The sequence below is a fragment of the Streptomyces sp. HM190 genome (assembly GCF_009857135.1).
GTDB lineage: Bacteria > Actinomycetota > Actinomycetes > Streptomycetales > Streptomycetaceae > Streptomyces > Streptomyces heilongjiangensis.
In genome coordinates this window covers 4669522-4687127 of the sequence record NZ_CP047318.1, presented here as the reverse complement: position 1 = coordinate 4687127, position 17606 = coordinate 4669522, and the positions used below count along the sequence as shown (strand labels likewise).

16 protein-coding genes are annotated in these 17606 nt (G+C 72.1%); 6 read left to right on the top strand and 10 right to left on the bottom strand.

What is annotated here, in order from left to right; translation table 11 throughout:
• The first annotated feature begins 17 nt into the window (after window positions 1–17).
• Window positions 18–677: a hypothetical protein gene (locus GSY65_RS19990; RefSeq protein WP_236579914.1), complete on the top strand. Its 660-nt coding sequence runs from the start codon at window positions 18–20 to the stop codon at window positions 675–677.
• A 76-nt stretch (window positions 678–753) separates the two neighbouring features.
• Here the strand turns inward: GSY65_RS19990 and GSY65_RS19985 are convergent, their stop codons facing one another.
• Window positions 754–999, bottom strand: a complete 246-nt coding sequence (locus GSY65_RS19985; protein ID WP_159770668.1) for a helix-turn-helix domain-containing protein — start codon at window positions 997–999, stop codon at window positions 754–756.
• Between the two features lie 455 nt (window positions 1000–1454).
• On the opposite strand from GSY65_RS19985, the gene GSY65_RS19980 reads away from it, so the two are divergent.
• Window positions 1455–2495 (top strand): helix-turn-helix transcriptional regulator, encoded by a 1041-nt coding sequence (locus tag GSY65_RS19980; RefSeq protein ID WP_159770665.1) that lies wholly within the window; start codon window positions 1455–1457, stop codon window positions 2493–2495.
• A gap of 9 nt (window positions 2496–2504) precedes the next feature.
• On the opposite strand, the gene GSY65_RS19975 is transcribed toward GSY65_RS19980, so the two are convergent.
• The 7 genes from GSY65_RS19975 to GSY65_RS19945 form a co-directional block, all read right to left on the bottom strand.
• Entirely contained in the window at window positions 2505–2897 is a 393-nt protein-coding gene (locus GSY65_RS19975; RefSeq protein ID WP_159770662.1) for a hypothetical protein, read from the bottom strand.
• Between the two features lie 22 nt (window positions 2898–2919).
• Entirely contained in the window at window positions 2920–3063 is a 144-nt protein-coding gene (locus GSY65_RS19970; protein ID WP_159770659.1) for a hypothetical protein, read from the bottom strand.
• 123 nt (window positions 3064–3186) lie between these two features.
• Window positions 3187–3645 (bottom strand): heat shock protein transcriptional repressor HspR, encoded by a 459-nt coding sequence (locus GSY65_RS19965; protein ID WP_159770656.1) that lies wholly within the window; start codon window positions 3643–3645, stop codon window positions 3187–3189.
• A 7-nt stretch (window positions 3646–3652) separates the two neighbouring features.
• Entirely contained in the window at window positions 3653–4831 is a 1179-nt protein-coding gene (dnaJ, locus tag GSY65_RS19960; RefSeq protein ID WP_159770653.1) for a molecular chaperone DnaJ, read from the bottom strand.
• A 42-nt stretch (window positions 4832–4873) separates the two neighbouring features.
• Entirely contained in the window at window positions 4874–5554 is a 681-nt protein-coding gene (gene grpE / locus GSY65_RS19955; protein ID WP_159770650.1) for a nucleotide exchange factor GrpE, read from the bottom strand.
• Entirely contained in the window at window positions 5551–7395 is a 1845-nt protein-coding gene (gene dnaK / locus GSY65_RS19950; protein ID WP_159770647.1) for a molecular chaperone DnaK, read from the bottom strand. Before dnaK ends, grpE begins: the two co-directional genes overlap by 4 nt.
• Window positions 7396–7671: 276 nt before the next feature.
• Window positions 7672–8832: an MraY family glycosyltransferase gene (locus GSY65_RS19945; protein ID WP_159770644.1), complete on the bottom strand. Its 1161-nt coding sequence runs from the start codon at window positions 8830–8832 to the stop codon at window positions 7672–7674.
• Window positions 8833–9088: 256 nt separating this feature from the next.
• Here GSY65_RS19945 and GSY65_RS19940 point away from each other — a divergent pair, with 256 nt between their 5' ends.
• Window positions 9089–11386 (top strand): (Fe-S)-binding protein, encoded by a 2298-nt coding sequence (locus tag GSY65_RS19940; RefSeq protein WP_159770641.1) that lies wholly within the window; start codon window positions 9089–9091, stop codon window positions 11384–11386.
• On the opposite strand, the gene GSY65_RS19935 is transcribed toward GSY65_RS19940, so the two are convergent.
• Window positions 11379–11948 carry an NUDIX hydrolase gene (locus GSY65_RS19935; RefSeq protein ID WP_159770639.1) on the bottom strand — a complete coding sequence of 190 codons (570 nt, stop codon included), beginning with the start codon at window positions 11946–11948 and terminating at the stop codon, window positions 11379–11381. The two genes, GSY65_RS19940 and GSY65_RS19935, sit on opposite strands and share 8 nt — an antisense overlap.
• Window positions 11949–12096: 148 nt before the next feature.
• Window positions 12097–12606, bottom strand: coding sequence for a DUF6281 family protein (locus GSY65_RS19930; protein ID WP_159770637.1), 510 nt, complete (start codon window positions 12604–12606; stop codon window positions 12097–12099).
• A gap of 168 nt (window positions 12607–12774) precedes the next feature.
• Here GSY65_RS19930 and GSY65_RS19925 point away from each other — a divergent pair, with 168 nt between their 5' ends.
• From GSY65_RS19925 to GSY65_RS19915, 3 genes are all read left to right on the top strand, one after another.
• Window positions 12775–14184: an FG-GAP-like repeat-containing protein gene (locus GSY65_RS19925; RefSeq protein WP_159770635.1), complete on the top strand. Its 1410-nt coding sequence runs from the start codon at window positions 12775–12777 to the stop codon at window positions 14182–14184.
• A gap of 148 nt (window positions 14185–14332) precedes the next feature.
• Window positions 14333–15811, top strand: a complete 1479-nt coding sequence (locus GSY65_RS19920; RefSeq protein ID WP_159770633.1) for an FG-GAP-like repeat-containing protein — start codon at window positions 14333–14335, stop codon at window positions 15809–15811.
• A gap of 225 nt (window positions 15812–16036) precedes the next feature.
• The gene (locus GSY65_RS19915) at window positions 16037–17512 is read left to right on the top strand and encodes an FG-GAP-like repeat-containing protein (RefSeq protein WP_159770631.1); all 1476 of its coding nucleotides are present in this window, start codon (window positions 16037–16039) and stop codon (window positions 17510–17512) included.
• Window positions 17513–17606 lie beyond the last annotated feature (94 nt).

Here is a 17606-nt window from a genome sequence, read left to right as displayed (position 1 = left end):
AGCGAAGGAACACCGCAATGCCGAAGGACCCGGCCCCCACGACCTCGCTCGCCAAGCACACGGACGACGACGCGTACGACGCCCACGAGGACCACCCGTACGACGACCGCGGCGACGACCACGGCCGCGACGACGCGGACGAGTACGAGGAGAGCGGGCCCGAGCCCGTGGTCGAGCACACCGTCGACGACGACCGGTTCGGCGCGCTGACCGTCCGGCTGGACAGCGAGCGGGGCGAGGTCACGGTGACCGGCGAGCGGGTGCCGCGGGTGGAACTGTGGCGCGCCGAGGGGACCGAGGGCGAGGACCACATCCCGGTCGGCACCCGTGACGGTGCGCGGCTCACCCTGACCGTCGACGGCGAGAAGGCGGAGATCGACCCCGCCAAGGGCCGGCTGACCCGACGCTCGTACCGCGTCGACGTGCGGTACGCGGAGCGCTCCTGGCGGCTGGTGCCCGACTCCATCCCGGGCAGCCGGCTGGTGCGGGCCGGGTCGTACCTCGGGGACTTCACCTCCGGCGGCGACGGGAGGGTCCTGGTGGAGTGGCGCGAGGACGCCGAGCCGGAGGCGCTGGACGCGGCCCTCGGCTACGCCCTCGCCGCCGCGTTCGGCACCGGCGCCCAGCCCCTGTGGATGTCGGCGATCGAGATGGTCGGCGACCTCCTGCCCGGCTGACCCCGGCATACGGCGGGAAGGGCCCTGCCGGTACTCCCCAGTACCGGCAGGGCCCTCGTGACGTCTCCCGCGGAGGTCAGCCGCAGGTCTGCCTGATGTCGTCCTCGTACAGGTGCGAGACGATCGCCGCCTCGAACCGGGACTTGAGGTCGAGCTTGCGCACGATGCTGGCGGTGTGGGCCCGTACCGTGCGTTCCGCGATGCCCAGACGGCGGGCGAGCCAGCGGTTCTGCTCGCCCGTCGCGAGCAGCAGCAGCACCTCCCGTTCGCGATCGGTCAGCGCGGAGAAGTCGAGCGCGTCCTCCCGTACGGCAACAGCCATGTGAGTCCCCCTGGTCGTGTTCGGTCGTGTCGGCTTCCGCCGGCTCGTGGCCGGAGAATCCGTGCGCCGGAGAATCCGTGCGCATCCATCGGTTCGTGACCGACGCCCACCGGTTCGTGTCCGACGTCCATCGGTCCCTGTGCGACGGTTTCCAGCCTGCCAAGCCCTTTCGGCCGGATCCCGCCCCGCGGCGCGCAGCTTGCTGCACCCGCGCGGCACCATGCTGCGAGCGAGACTCCCGGCCGACGCCGTTCGTCCGTGTCGTGGCCGGGGCTCCTCCGTCACACGTTCGCCACACTTCTCCGGCGTGCCGCCGTGACCGGGCGAAGGCTTGACCAACGCATTACTGTGAGTCCCGATCATTTCGGTGGATTCCGCATCGCCGTGGCCCGACCAGTCACACCCGCGGTACGGACCACCGGCCCGGGCTGTACGGGAGGAACACGGGGGGACAGATGAACGATGCGGGCAGCATGGGGCTGTTGGGGCTGACCGCGCTGGAGGAGCGCGTCTACCGGCATTTCCTGAGGAATCCGGGGACGACGGCGGAGGACATCCACCTCCTGCTCCACGCGTCGCAGGACGTCGTCGGGGCCGCGCTGCGGCGGCTGACGGAACTGGGCCTGCTCCGCCGCGCGGAGGGAGCGGCCGGGGCGGCGGAGGATCCGGCCGCCGGGAGCGGGGCCGGCGGCACCCTGACGGCGGCGGACCCCGAGGTGGCCGTCGGCCTGCTGACCGACCGGCGGCTGAGCGAACTGCACCACGAACTGCAGCAGGTGACCCGGCCCCGGCACCTCGTCGCGGAACTCCGCGCCGAGCAGGGCGCCCACACACAGGCGGGCGGTGGCGTGGAGCGGATGACGAACCTGGCGCAGATCCGCGACCGGATCGACGACCTGGCGTTCTTCGCCCGCGAGGAGATCCTCTCCGTCGAGCCCTACCGGGCGCTCACCCGGGAGAACATCGCGCACGCGCGGCCCCTGGACAGCCGCTGTCTGCGCCGGGGCGTCCGCATCCGCAGCGTCGTGCTCAAGGACGCCCTGGACGATCCGCCGACCGCCGCCTACCTGCGCGAACTGAACGCGCAGGGCGCGCGGATCAGGGTCGCCGCCGACATCACCGAGCGCGTCCTCGTCTACGACCGGCACACCGCCCTGGTCCCGGCGGACCCGTCGGACACCTCGCGCGGCGCGCTCGTCGCGCAGGAACCGGGCCTGGTGGCCAGCATCCTGGCCCTCTTCGGGAAGATCTGGGACCAGGCCACGGACCTCACCGATCTGCTGGGCGCCCCGGCACCCGGGTCGGAGTCCCTGACACCGATGGAGCTGGAGGTCCTGAAGTCGATGTGCCGGGTCACCAAGGACGAGATCGGCGCCCGTGAACTCGGTGTCTCGCTGCGCACCTACCGCCGCCACGTCGCCGACGTGCTGCGCACCCTGAACGCCAGCAACCGTCCGCACGCGGCCCTGCTGGCCCGGGAGCGCGGCTGGATCTGACCCCGCCGGTCAGGGCTCCTGGGCGGCACGCCAGCTGCGCAGCGCCGGATCGGCGAGGACCTCCGCCAGCCAGTCCCGCACGGCGTGGGGCGGCGAACCGGACGGGGGCCGGATCCGCAGGTGGATCCGGCCCCCGTCCTCGTCGAGTCGCCAGGCGTGGTCCCAGCCCCCGGGCAGTTGGCCGAGGACCCTGATCACGGCCGTCGCGGCGGGTGCGTCACCGTCAGCCCCGCGGACGAGGACCAGTTCCCGGAACCCGCCGTCCCGGCACCGCTCGTCCCGGTGCCCCCCGCGGTGCTCCACGGCCGGGCACCCACCGTCCCGGAACCCCCCGTCCCGGAACCTGCCGTCCCGGAACCCGCCGTCCTGGAACCTGCCGTCCTGGAACTCCACGGTCGTCATCCCGTCCGTTCGTCCCGCCGGCTCACTGCCAGCCGTTGACGGACAGCGCGACCGACGGACCGGAATTGACCGCCACCGTCGCTCCCAGCGGCAGGGCCATGATCAGCGCGAGCGCCGACAGTGCCCTGATGACGCGTGTGTTCCCCGTGTTCCCCGTGTTCTTCATGACCACGACTCTGCCAGCGGGGTCGCCCCGCCTGAAGGCTCCGCGATGTCAGGATGCTGCACCGGGCGGGACACTTGCTGCCAGGCACTTCGCTGCCACGGGGCGACGGCTCGCGGGCGGCTGTCAGTCCGACGTCTGCTGGCGCTTCGGCCGCCACACCACCAGCGCGCTCGTCCGCTGCGCCTCCTGGTAGGGCACCAGGTCACGCCGGTACGACGCGTGCACCGCGGCCTCGCGCTGCTGCATCGCCGCGGCGGCGCCGTCGAGCGCGCCCTCCAGCTCGACGACCCTCGCCTGGAGGGCCGCGACCTGGTTCTCCAGCTCGATGATGCGCTTGATGCCGGCCAGGTTGATGCCCTCGTCCTGCGACAACTGCTGCACGGTGCGCAGCAGTTCGATGTCACGGGCCGAGTAGCGCCGACCGCGCCCGGCGGTGCGGTCGGGGGAGACCAGGCCGAGGCGGTCGTACTGGCGCAGGGTCTGCGGGTGCAGACCGGACAGCTGAGCGGCCACCGAGATGACGTACACCGGTGTCTCTTCCGTCAGCTCATAGGGGTTACGACGGCGGCCGGATGTGTCCATGGTGTGGTCATGCTCCCTTCGCGGCCTGGAACAGCTCCGCCCGCGGGTCCTCACCCGCGGTCGCCTCGCGATACGCCTCCAGCGCGTCACGAGCCTTCCCCGACAGATCCTTGGGGACACTCACCTCGACGGTGATCAGCAGGTCCCCGCGGGTGCCGTCCTTGCGGACCGCTCCCTTGCCGCGGGCCCGCATCGTACGCCCGTTGGGAGTGCCCGGGGGCAGTTTCAGGGTGACCGGGGGCCCGCCCAGGGTCGGGACCCTGACCTCCCCGCCGAGCGCCGCCTCCGGGTACGTCACCGGCACCGTCACCGTGAGGTTGTCGTCCTTGCGGCCGAACACCGGGTGCGTGTCGACGTGCACCACCACGTACAGGTCGCCCGCGGGGCCGCCCCGTTCGCCGGGCGCGCCCTTGCCGCGCAGCCTGATCCGCTGCCCGTCGGCGACGCCGGCGGGGATGCGGACCTGCATGGTGCGGGACGACTTGGCCCGGCCGGAGCCCTTGCAGATGTCGCAGGGGTTCTCGGCGATCAGCCCCCGGCCCTTGCAGTCGGGGCAGGGGTCCGTCAGGGAGAAGCCGCCGCCGGAGCCCCGCGCGACCTGGCCGGTGCCGACGCACGTCGGACACACCCGGGGGGTGCCGTTGGCGTCGCCGGTGCCCGAACAGGCCTTGCACGGGGACTGCGAGGACATCCGCAGCGGCACCGTGGCGCCCTCGATGGCCTCGGTGAAACTCAGCGTGACCTCGGACTCGATGTCCTGGCCGCGCCGGGGCTGCACCCGCGTGGTGCCGGAGCTGCCCCGGTTGAACAGGCCCCCGAAGACGTCACCGAGCCCGCCGCCGAAGCCGCCCGCTCCCTGTCCGCCCTGGGCGCCGCCTCCGAAGAGGTCGCCCAGGTCGAAGTTGAACGAGCCGCCGCCCGCGCCGGGGCCCGGGCGGAAGCCGCCGTTGCCGAACAGCGCGCGGGCGTCGTCGTACTCCTTGCGCTTCTTGGGGTCGCCGAGGACGTCGTTCGCCTCGGAGATCTCCTTGAACCGCTCCTCGGCCTTGGCGTTGCCCTTGTTGGCGTCCGGGTGGAACTCGCGGGCGAGCTTCCGGTACGCCTTCTTGATCTCGGCCTCGGTGGCGTCCTTGGGGACGCCGAGGACCTTGTAGTAGTCCTTCTCGATGAAGTCCTTGGTACTCATCCCCGGCGTCCCTCCTTCCCCTCGTGTTCCGCGTCGTGGACGTCAGCCCTCGTCCGGGCCACCGTTCTCCTTGTCGTCGGGCGTCTCCGCGGACTCGGCGTCCGCCTTGACCGTCTGCGCCCCCGGCTGGGGTTCGGCCACGGCCACCCGCGCGGGGCGGATGGTCCGCTCGCCGATGCGATACCCCGGCTGCAGAATCGCCACGCACGTCGTCTCGGTGACATCCGGCGCGTAGCTGTGCATCAGGGCCTCGTGGATCGTCGGGTCGAAGGGCTCGCCCTCCTTGCCGAACTGCTGCAGACCCATCTTCGCCGCGACGGTCTCCAGCGACTCCGCGACGGACTTGAATCCGCCGACGAGTTCGCCGTGCTCCCGTGCGCGGCCGATGTCGTCGAGCACGGGCAGGAGCTCGGTCAGGAGGTTCGCCACGGCGATCTCCTTGACCGTGATCCGGTCCCGCTCGACCCGCCGACGGTAGTTCTGGTACTCGGCCTGGAGCCGCTGGAGGTCCGCCGTGCGCTCACCGAGCGCCGTACGCACCTGGTCCAGCTGGGCCGTCAGACCGGCCACCTGGGCCGCCGCTGCCGCGTCCCCGGCCGGGGCCGCCCCTTCCTCGGGGGCGGCCTTCGGCTCGGCGTCCTCGGAGCCGGAGGAGGGGACGTCGGGCTGCTGCGGCTGACCTTGCGGCTGCTGCTCGTCGAAGCCCGGGGTCTCCTCCGTCACGCGGCACCGTCCTTCCGGTCCTCGTCGACGATCTCGGCGTCGACGACGTCGTCGTCGGCCTTGGCGCCGGCGGCGGCACCCTCGGGACCGCCCGCGGCCTGCGCGGCCTGGGCGTCCGCGTACAGGGCCTGGCCGAGCTTCTGCGACACGGCGGCGACCTTCTCGGTGGCCGTGCGGATCTCGGCGATGTCCTCACCCTTGAGGACTTCCTTCAGCTCGGCGACGGCGGCCTCGACCTCGGTCTTGACCTCGCCGGGAACCTTGTCCTCGTTGTCCTTGAGGAACTTCTCCGTCTGGTAGACGAGCTGCTCGCCCTGGTTGCGGGTCTCGGCGGCCTCGCGGCGCTTCTGGTCCTCCTCCGCGTACTGCTCGGCCTCCTGGCGCATCCGGTCGACCTCGTCCTTCGGCAGCGAGGAGCCGCCGGTGACGGTCATCTTCTGCTCCTTGCCCGTGCCCAGGTCCTTGGCGGTCACGTGCATGATGCCGTTGGCGTCGATGTCGAAGGACACCTCGATCTGCGGGACGCCGCGGGGCGCCGGCGGCAGACCGGTCAGCTCGAACATCCCGAGCTTCTTGTTGTACGCCGCGATCTCGCGCTCGCCCTGGTAGACCTGGATCTGCACGGACGGCTGGTTGTCCTCGGCCGTGGTGAAGATCTCGGACCGCTTGGTCGGGATCGTGGTGTTGCGCTCGATGAGCTTGGTCATGATGCCGCCCTTGGTCTCGATGCCGAGGGACAGCGGGGTCACGTCGAGGAGCAGGACGTCCTTGACCTCACCCTTGAGGACACCGGCCTGGAGCGAGGCGCCGATGGCGACGACCTCGTCCGGGTTCACACCCTTGTTGGCCTCCTTGCCGCCGGTCAGCTCCTTGACGAGCTCGGCGACGGCGGGCATACGGGTGGAGCCACCGACGAGAACGACGTGGTCGATCTCGGACAGGGCGATCCCGGCGTCCTTGATGACGTTGTGGAACGGCGTCTTGCAGCGCTCCAGCAGGTCCGCGGTCAGCTGCTGGAACTGGGCGCGGGTGAGCTTCTCGTCGAGGTGCAGGGGGCCCTCGGCGGAGGCCGTGATGTAGGGCAGGTTGATCGAGGTCTCCGTGGAGGAGGACAGCTCGATCTTCGCCTTCTCGGCGGCCTCGCGCAGACGCTGCAGCGCCATCTTGTCCTTGGCGAGGTCCACGCCGTGGCCGGCCTTGAACTGCTGCACCAGGTAGTCGACGACGCGCTGGTCCCAGTCGTCACCACCGAGGTGGTTGTCACCGTTGGTGGCCTTCACCTCGACGACGCCGTCACCGATCTCCAGCAGCGACACGTCGAAGGTGCCGCCACCGAGGTCGAAGACCAGGATGGTCTGGTCGTCCTTGTCGAGGCCGTAGGCCAGGGCGGCGGCGGTCGGCTCGTTGACGATGCGCAGCACGTTGAGACCGGCGATCTCGCCGGCTTCCTTCGTGGCCTGGCGCTCGGAGTCGTTGAAGTAGGCGGGGACGGTGATGACCGCGTCCGTGACCTTCTCGCCCAGGTACGCCTCGGCGTCACGCTTCAGCTTCTGCAGGATGAACGCGGACATCTGCTGCGGGTTGAACGGCTTGCCGTCCAACTCGACCTTCCAGTCCGTGCCCATGTGGCGCTTCACGGACCGGATCGTCCGGTCCACGTTCGTGACCGCCTGGCGCTTGGCGACCTCGCCGACCAGCACCTCACCGTTCTTCGCGAAGGCGACGACGGACGGCGTGGTCCTGGCACCCTCGGCGTTGGTGATGACGGTGGGCTCGCCGCCCTCCAGAACGCTGACGACGGAGTTAGTCGTGCCCAGGTCGATGCCGACCGCACGTGCCATTTCGATTCCTCCAGCTGACTTGAGTGGAACGGACTCAAGTGTGCACCACCCCGTCCCGCCGGGTCAACAGACCTGAGTCAGACCGACTCAACTTTTATGTTTTACTTATACATAGGAGGCTCCTGACCTGCACATATGTAGATCACTCCTGCCTTCAGGCCGCTCTCGCACGTCGGGCCGGGGCCGGACGTGCGAGAGACCGCCCGGCGGGGCACGCCGTACGCCGCGGCGCCGCGGGGCGCGGCGGCCCCGGGCACCTCGGCGAGGGGCCTCCCCTCACCACCCGGCCTGCGCACGGCGTTCGAGAGCCACCGCGTCCGGCCGGCGCGACGCCCCGACCGCCGGCGCCGCGGCGGAGGCACCCCGGGGCGGCGGCGCATCGGCCGCGGGGAACCGGCCGGCCGCCGGCGCCGGATCGGGCCGTCTGGGACGGGACATCGCCCGCGCACCCCGGGCGCCGGAGGCGCCGAGCCCGTACACCCGCACCCGTGACATCCCCGCCACGACGACGACCGCCGCGCCCACCACCCACCACACCCCGCCCGCCGTCATCCACAGCATGTGGACGGCGACGCCGACGACGACCGACGCGACCGCGCACACCCCCACCACGACGACGACGCCGACCGGGGTGAGCCCCAGCCGACGCAGCCGGTGAGGGAGGTGGTCGGGGCCGCTCCGCCAGGATCGGCGGCCGGCGAGCCGCCGGGAGAGGAGAACGAGTACGGCGTCGGCCGTCGCCGTCGCGGTGAGGGCGAACGGTCCGCCGATCCCGACGCCGTGCCCAGCGGCGTACGCGTACACCTGCACGACGCCCCCCGCGAGCAGGAACCCGACGAACAGCGCCCCGCACTCCCCGAGCGCCACCCGCGCGGGCGGCCAGTTCTGCATCAGGAACCCGGTGAGCCCGGCGGCGAGCACACTGCACAGCGCGGCCAGCCCGTCGAGCACCTCGGCGGCGGCGCACACGCTCAGCCCGAACGCGGTGACGACGCCGACGACGCCGAGCACCCCGTCGGGCCGCCCCAGCCCCTTGAACCCGTGCACGGCGAACACGATCCACGCGACGGCGCCCACGCCGCCGAGGACACCGACCTCCTCGTACGGCACCACGAACGCGGCGGCACAGGCGACCCCGACGACCCGCGGCACCCACGGCAGCCCCCACAGATCACCGATGAGCCCGAGCCCGCCCACGGCCACGCCCGCCAGGAGCAGCCGCCCGGCCTCCGCACCGAGCGGCGCGGCCCCGCTCCACTCCCCCAGCCACGCCACACCGCCCACTCCGCAGACGAGCGCGACACCGCCCAGCAGCGGCACGGGCCGCATCCGCCGCCGCTCCACGATCCCGAACCGCTGCGCGGGCACGCGGACGGCCGCCGTCAGCACGGCGGTGACCAGAAGGGCGGACGCGGCGGCGAGGATTCCGTACAGCACGGAACCAAGTTAGGGGGGATTGTGGCGATTTCATACGAATAACACGATCGTTTTGAAACAGCACGTTCGCCCCACCCCTCCACCGAGGCACGGACAGCACGCACCGGGGGCCGGCAGCGCGGCCCCACTCAGGCGACCCTCAGCGACGCAGATCACCGCGTCGCTGGCTACAGTGCGGCAGAAGAAGTGGGTAGTCTCAGACGGACTGCATAAGTTACCGCTTAGTAATGACCCTCGCAGGCCCGAGGAGCCCCCAATGCAACTCGCCGCGATCATCGTGTCGCTGGTACTGACCGTGGTCGGCGTCGCGCTGCTCGCACGCGCCATCGGTCAGTTCGTCCGGTACTTCAAGCTGGGCCAGCCGGTCCCGGCGGGCAGCCGTACCGACAATCCCTACCAGCGCAGTGTGACGCTGGTGCGGGAGTTCCTCGGGCACACCCGGATGAACCGGTGGGGCATCGTGGGCTTCGCCCACTGGTTCGTGGCCGTCGGCTTCCTCACCCTCCCGCCGACCCTCGCCCAGGCGTTCGGCCAGCTCTTCGAGGCCGACTGGGTGCTGCCGGTCATCGGCGGGTTCCTGCCGTTCGAGCTGTACATCGAGTTCATCGGCGTGATGACGGTCCTCGGCATCGCCACGCTGATCGTGATCCGGCTGCTCAGCCTGCCCTCGCGGGCCGGCCGCAAGTCCCGCTTCGCCGGTTCGAAGGCCGGTCAGGCGTACTTCGTCGAGTACGTCATCCTCACCATCGGTCTCGCCATCTACGTGCTGCGCGGCCTCGAGGGCGCGCTCCACGACGTCGACCACTACGAGGCCGCCTACTTCGCCTCGTACCCGCTGGTCCTCGCCTTCAAGGGGCTCAGCCTCCCGGTCCTGCAGAACCTGGTGTACTTCACCGCGATGGTGAAGATCAGCACCTCGTTCATCTGGATGATCGTCGTCTCGCTGAACACCAACATGGGTGTCGCCTGGCACCGCTTCCTCGGCTTCCCGAACATCTGGTTCAAGCGGAACGCCACCGGTGAGACCGCCCTCGGCGCCCTCCAGCCGATGACGAGCGGCGGCAAGCCGATCGACTTCACCGACCCCGGTGACGACGACGTCTTCGGTGTCTCCCAGGTCGAGCAGTTCTCCTGGAAGGGCCTGCTGGACTTCTCCACCTGCACCGAGTGCGGCCGCTGCCAGTCGCAGTGCCCCGCCTGGAACACCGGCAAGCCGCTCTCCCCGAAGCTGCTGATCATGTCGCTGCGCGACCACGCGCACGCCAAGGCCCCCTACCTCCTCGCCGGTGGCGGCAAGACCATGGAGGGCGAGGAGAAGGCGTCCGAGGAGCAGCTCAAGGACGTCCCGGCCGCCGCGCTCGCGGAGGCCGAGCGGCCGCTGATCGGCACGGTCGAGGAGAACGGCGTCATCGACCCCGACGTGCTGTGGTCCTGCACCACCTGCGGCGCCTGCGTCGAGCAGTGCCCCGTCGACATCGAGCACATCGACCACATCGTCGACATGCGCCGCTACCAGGTGATGATCGAGAGCGCGTTCCCGTCCGAGGCCGGGACGATGCTCAAGAACCTGGAGAAGAAGGGCAACCCCTGGGGCCTGGCCAAGAAGCAGCGGCTGGAGTGGCTCAAGGAGGTCGAGTTCGAGGTCCCGGTCGTCGGCAAGGACATCGAGGACCTCAGCGAGGTCGAGTACCTCTACTGGGTCGGCTGCGCCGGCGCCCTGGAGGACCGCGCCAAGAAGACCACCAAGGCGTTCGCCGAGCTGCTGCACATCGCGGGCGTCAAGTTCGCGATCATGGGCGGCGACGAGAAGTGCACCGGTGACTCCGCCCGCCGCCTCGGCAACGAGCCCCTGTTCCAGGAGCTCGGCATGGAGAACGTCATGGCGCTGAACATGGCGTTCGGCGAGGAGACGGACGAGGACGGCAAGGTGACGCCGGAGTCGGCGAAGCCCAAGTCGGCCAAGAAGATCGTCGCGACCTGCCCGCACTGCCTCAACACCCTCGGCAACGAGTACCCGCAGCTCGGCGGCGACTACGAGGTCATCCACCACACCCAGCTGCTCCAGCACCTGGTGGACGAGGGCAGGCTGGTCCCGGTCACGCCGGTCGAGGGCATCATCACGTACCACGACCCGTGCTACCTGGGCCGCCACAACAAGATCTACACACCGCCGCGCGAGATCATCGGCAAGGTGCCGGGCCTGCGCAACGAGGAGATGCACCGCCACAAGGAGCGCGGCTTCTGCTGCGGCGCCGGTGGCGCGCGGATGTGGATGGAGGAGCGGATCGGCAAGCGCATCAACAACGAGCGCGTCGACGAGGCCCTCTCCCTCAACCCGGACATCGTCTCCACCGCCTGCCCGTTCTGCCTCGTCATGCTGACCGACTCGGTCAACGGCAAGAAGAACGAGGGCAAGGCCAAGGAGTCCATCCAGGTCGTCGACGTGGCCCAGCTGCTGCTGGAGTCCGTCAGGACCCCGGCCGCCGACGAGGACGAGCCCCCCGCGGGCGCGGCCGAGACGGAGAACGAGCCGGAGCCCCAGCCGGTCAAGTGACCGGGCGGCCCTCCGGCCCCGCGACACCCCCGATGCCCCCTTGCTCCCCCCGAGCACGGGGGCATCGCCCCGTCGCACGCGCCGCGCGGTACCGCGCGAACGCCTCGCGGGCGTCCGGTACGAACACCGGGTCCCGCACCATCCGGGCCAGCTCCGCCTCACCCACCCAGCGGTACGAGGCGACCTCGGCGGGGTCGGGCCGCAGCGGGCCCGTGACGACCAGCTCGTGCAGGCCCAGCCAGTAGGGGCTGATCACCCCCGCGCACCGGATCTTCAGCACGGACCGCGGTCGCCCCCGGACCCCCAGCTCCTCCCACAGCTCCCGCGCGGCCCCCTCCTCGTACGACTCGCCGACCTCGGTGGCGCCGCCGAGCAGCCAGGTGAGGTGACCGGGGAAACGGGACATGTCGTCGGGGCGGCGGTGGACCAGGTACCGGCCGGCGGGGTCGCGGCACACGACCGTCGCCACCCGGTGCAGCCACCCCCGGCGGATCGCCTCGCCCCGCTCCACGACACCGATCACCTCGTCGTCGTCGCCGACCCGCTCCACCCGCTCGCCCATGCGGCCCACCCTCGCAGAGGGCACCGACAACGCCCGCCGGCGACGGCCCCGCGGCCCTGCTGCGCCCGTCCGCACCGACCCGGCGCTCACCGCTCCGCGAGCTGCTCCGCCGCCTCCGCCTCCGGCGGCGGCTCCTCGCCGGGGCGTGTCAGGAGGACGAGCCGGCCGGCCGCGTCCTCCTCCCCTCGCCGGTCGCGTCGCCGTCCCCCGCACCGGTCGTGTCGCCGCCGTCCCCCTCGCCGGTCGCGTCGTCCCGGCCGAAGATCCGGGCCGCCGCGTCCGGGAGGGACTCGTCCTCCCCCGGATCCACCACCACGTGCACCTCGTCGCCGGGTGACTCCCGGACGGCGAGGGCATCGGAGGGGTCGACGCCCTGGACGGCGTACGCCGTGTAGACGGTCCGGTCCTCCTCGGCCGGGGCGTCGGCGGCGTCCTCCCCGCCGCCCTGGTCGTCGCAGAACGCCTGCCGGGCCGTGCCCACCTCCGCCCCGAGCGCGTACTCCACACGGCCCACGTCGATGTACCGGCCGTCGCGGAAGTCCACGACGAACGCACAGGACGCCGAGGACTCCCCGCCACCGCCGAGCGCGGCGCAGCCGACGGCCAGGGGGGTCAGGACGACGGCGGCCAGGGCGGTCCGCGCACGGGCGACGAGCATGGTCACGTCTCCTTCGTCAGGGTTCGCTTCGCTCCCTGGACGCACGGCCCCCGTCGAACGTTCGCCTCACTCGCCGGTCACCCGCACACAACCCTTCGTACGCCCCACGTGTCACACCGACGAGGCACACCCAAGAACCGCCCTACGCCGTCCTCCTGGAGGTCACCCGTGGTTGCAAGGAAGCTCGTCGTGGCCGCCTGTGCGGGAGCGCTCGCGGTGGCGGGGCTCGCCCTGCCGCTGGCCGGGAGCGCGGTCGCCGCGCCGGGGGCGAGGGACGACTTCAACGGCGACGGGTACCGGGACCTCGTCGTCGGCACCCCCGGGGCCAACGCGGTGACCGTCACGTTCGGGTCCTCCTCGGGCGTCGGCACCGGCTCCGCCAGGTCGGTGACCCTCACCCAGGACTCCCCGGGCGTACCCGGCGTCCGGGAACCCGAGGACGAGTTCGGCGAGAACGTGACCAGCGGCGACGTGAACGACGACGGCTACGCCGACCTGATCGTCGGCGCCCCCGGCGAGAAGGTCGACGGCAGGCCGGACGGCTCCCTCACCGTCCTGTGGGGCGGCGCCCGCGGACTGCGCACCGGCGGCACGGTCCTGGGCGCCCCCACCGCCGAGGACGTCCGCTTCGGCGAGGGCGCCTCCTTCGTCGACCTCGACGGCGACGGCTCCGGCAACCTGGTCGTGGTCTCCGAGAACCGCTTCTGGTGGTACGCCGACGGCGTACCGGACGGGCCCGCGCTCGCCCCGGAGGTCGACTTCCTGCCCGACGGGGTCCGGCTCGACGGCGTCCTCGGCGGGCACTTCTCGGGCGGCTCGGGCAGCGACTACGTCCTGCACGGCACCGACGCCGCCGGCCACGGCTTCGCGGGCTACCTGCGGGGCGGCGCCGGCGACATCGGCTCCTCCTACCGGCCCCTCCACCGGGGCGCCGTGTCCGACGTGATCACCGAGCCGCGGGTCGCCGCCGCCGACGTCGACGGCAACGGGTACAGCGACCTCGTCCTCGGCGAAGCGGGGGCCGGCACCGGCGGACGGATCACCGTGTGGCCCGGCAACGACCGCGGCCTCGGCGTCAACACCTGGCCCTCCCGGTCGTACAGCCAGGCGAGCACGGGCGTGCCGGGCGCCGACGAGCCGGGCGACGGCTTCGGCGGCTCGGTCGCCGCGGACGACGTCACCGGCGACGGATACGCGGACGTGGCCGTCGGCGCGCCCGGCGAGACCGTCGACGGGGTGCGGGGGGTGGGCGGCGTCGTCCTGCTGAAGGGGTCCGCGGGCGGCCCGGGCCGGGGAACGTCATGGCACCAGGCCACCCCCGGCGTGCCCGGCGCGGCCGAGACCGACGACGCGTTCGGCGCCGCCGTGCGGCTCAAGGACATCAACGGCAACGGCCGCGCCGACCTGGCGATCGGCGCGACCGGCGAGGACATCGGCACCACGCGGGACACCGGCGCGGTCTGGGTCCTGCGCGGGACGGCCTCCGGTCTCACCACGTCCTACGCCGCCTCCTTCAACGCCCTCGACCTCGGTCTCGGCGGCACCGCGTACCCCGCTTTCGGCACCCTTCTCCGTTAGGGGGTGTCGTTCGGCCGGCGTCGGCTGCAGGATCGGTGCCGTCGGGTCGGCGAGACCCGCGGACCGGGCATGATCCGAACGACAAGGCTCGGCCCCCGTCAGACCCGACGCCGCGACTCCCGCCGCCCCCAGACCAGTTGGAGCCCTCGTGTCCACCACCCCCCATCGCCGCGGCCCCCGGCCGCTCGGCGGACGAAGAGCCCTCACCGTCGCCCGTCCCTCCGCCCTCCCCGCCGCCGTCCTCGTCACCGTCGCCGGCCTCGGCCTCGGCCTCGGGATGGTCGTCGCGCCCCCGGCGACGGCCGCGGGATCCGTACGCGGCGACTTCGACGGCGACGGCTACGCCGACCTCGCGGTGGGCGTGCCCGCGGGCACCGCGGACGGGCACGCGCGGGCCGGTTTCGTGCACGTGCTGTGGGGCTCCGCGGACGGCCTCGGCGGCCGGAGCACCAGGATCGACCAGGCGAGCGGCGGCATCCCGGGCACGGCGGAGGCCGGTGACCAGTTCGGGTACGCCGTGCGGGCCGCGGACTTCGACGCGGACGGGTACGCCGACCTCGTGGTGACCGCGCCCGGCGAGCAGGTCGGCGGCACCGGCGGGCACGAGGGCGCCGCCTATGTGCTGTGGGGCTCGGCGAGAGGGCTCAGGGCGGGGCTGACGGTGGCGAAGGGAGAACCCGGGCAGCGGCTCGGACGGCTGGTCACCGCCGGGGACTACGACGGCGACGGCGACCGCGACCTCGTCCTCGCCGTGAGCGGCGAGGAGGGCGGCGCGACGGTCCTGCGGCCGGGGCCGCTCAGCGCCGCCGCGCCCACGACGCTCGTCGAGGGCTACGACTTCGGTGACGCCCGCGCGCTGACCAGCGCGGACTTCGACGGCGACGGCAGGGACGACCTGGCCGTCACGTACAAGGGCCTGGAGATCTCGGGCACCCGCGTCCGTTCCCTGGCCCCCGGCGGCTGGACGACACGCTGGCAGGCCGCCGACTTCGGCTCCGCGCTCGCCGCCGGTGACTTCGACGGCGACGGCCGGACGGACCTGGCGATCGGCGAGGTGCTGCCCGACCCCGAGGCGGAGCACCCGTCCTGCGCGGACCGTCTCGGCGGCGCCCTCGCCACGGTGTACGGGGCGGCGGACAGCACGCTCGGCGGCCAGGTCACCTGCACCACGCAGTCCTCCCCCGGGGTGGGCGGCACGGCGGAGGCCGAGGACAACTTCGGTGCCGCGCTGGCGGTCGTCGACCTCGACAGGAGCGGCCCCGACTCCCTGCTGGTCGGCGCGAGCCATGAGGCGGTGGGGTCGGTGGTCCGCGCGGGCGCCTACTGGGAGCTGGAGGCGGGCGGCGACCGGGTGTTCACCGGCCCGGCCTTCACCCAGAGCTCCGCCGGGGTGCCGGGCACGGCCGAGGAGGGCGACCTGTTCGGGGCGGCGGTGGCGGCGGCCGACTTCGACACGGCGGGCTACGACGACCATGTGATCGGGGCGCCCGGCGAGAACGCCCCCTCGGGCGCCCTCTGGTACCGCCCGTCGGCGGGCGACGCCTCCCGTCTTCCGGCGGTGTCGCTGACCCCGGCGAAGCTCGGACTGACGGGAGCGTCCGGGTACGGGGCGGTGCTCGGCGGGTGAGCCGTGCGGAGCGCGGGGGAGTAAGAGGGTCCCCCGCGCCCCACCGGTTCCACGCGCCACAGAAATTTCTCGAACTCCCGTACAACCGTCGCGTGTCTTTGGCGGTCTCCTGTTCGCCGACTTCCCCGTGACCCCGGAACGAACTACGGGCGAACCGGACAGGAAGGGCACCCCATTGACTGCGGACGCCCGCGAGCGTCCCCGCATGCAGCAGGAGATTCCCGCATGCACAAGCATCTGCGACTCGCCCTCGCGACGGCCTCCGCGGCCGCGCTGACGGGCGGTCTGCTCACGTTCTCGGCCGTGACGGCGACGGCGGCCGACTCGGTCCACCACCCGGTGGCGGACTTCAACGACGACGGCTACGGCGATGTCGCGTACGCGGCCGGAGAGGCCACGGTCGGCGGCAGGAAGCACGCCGGACAGATCGTCGCCCTGTACGGCTCCGCGAGCGGTGTGACGTCCACGAAGCGCACCTCGATCAGCCAGAACACCTCCGGTGTGCCCGGTACCGCCGAGACGAACGACGCGTTCGGCTGGGTCAGCGCGTACGGCGACTTCAACGACGACGGATACGACGACCTCGCCGTCTCCGCGTACATGGAGGACGTCGGCAGCGACGCGGACGGCGGCACCGTCGTGATCGTGTGGGGCTCGTCGGCCGGGCTGTCCGGCGCCACGACCCTGAACGACCCCGCGCCCTCCTCCCACGACAGGTGGGGCAAGACCCTGGCCGCGGGCGACTTCGACGGCGACGGCAAGGAGGACCTCGCGGTCGGCGCCACGTCGAGCACGATCCACGTCTTCCAGGGCGGCATCAGCAAGTCCGGCACCTACGGCAAGCGCTCCACCGTCAAGCCGCCCATCCTGTCCGGCGACGGCACCGGCCCGCTCAACCTCACCGCGGGCGACGTCAACGGCGACAAGCGGACCGACCTGATCGTCGACGGCTTCGAGACCGACAGCGCGTACAACTGGAACGCCAACTACTACGTGCCGGGCACCGCCTCCGGGCTGTCCGCCGCGTCCGCGCAGAAGCTGAAGCCCGGCGTCATCACCGGCATCGGCGACGTCAACGGCGACGGTTACGGCGACATCGTGACCGGTGAGGAATGGGACCCGTCCAAGGACGGCAGCGAGCCCTCGGTTCCCGAGTCCGCCACCGGCGGCAAGGTCCACATCGTCTTCGGTTCCGTCGACGGCCCGGCCGGGTCCACCTCGCTGACCCAGAACACCGGCAACGTGCCCGGTTCCTCCGAGCGCGGCGACTTCTTCGGCAACGATCTGTCGCTCGGCGACATCAACGGTGACGGCTACCAGGACCTGGCGGTGGGCGCCGCCGGCGAGAACCTCGGCGGAGCCGTCAACACGGGCGCGGTGACGGTCCTCTACGGCTCGGCCGCCGGTCTCGACACCTCCTCCGGCTCCCAGTACTTCGCCCAGTCCACGGCGGGTGTCCCCGGCTCGGACGAGACCAACGACTTCTTCGGGTCCGAGGTGAAGCTCACCGACGTCACCGGCGACGGCCGGGCGGACCTCACGGTCGGCGCGTACGGCGAGAACGCGGGCAACGGCTCGGTGGTCTACCTGCCGTCCAACGGCACGAAGATCAGCACGACCGGGTCGCGTTCCCTCGCCCCGTCCTCGCTCGGCGTGTCGACGGACGCGTCCCCGCTGTTCGGCGGCAACGCCGCCAACTGACCCTTCGCAGGCAGGAATCGGGCCCGCATCCTCGGGGGTGCGGGCCCGCTCCCCGTCCTCCCGCACCGCATCACCCCCACCCCTCACCTTCACC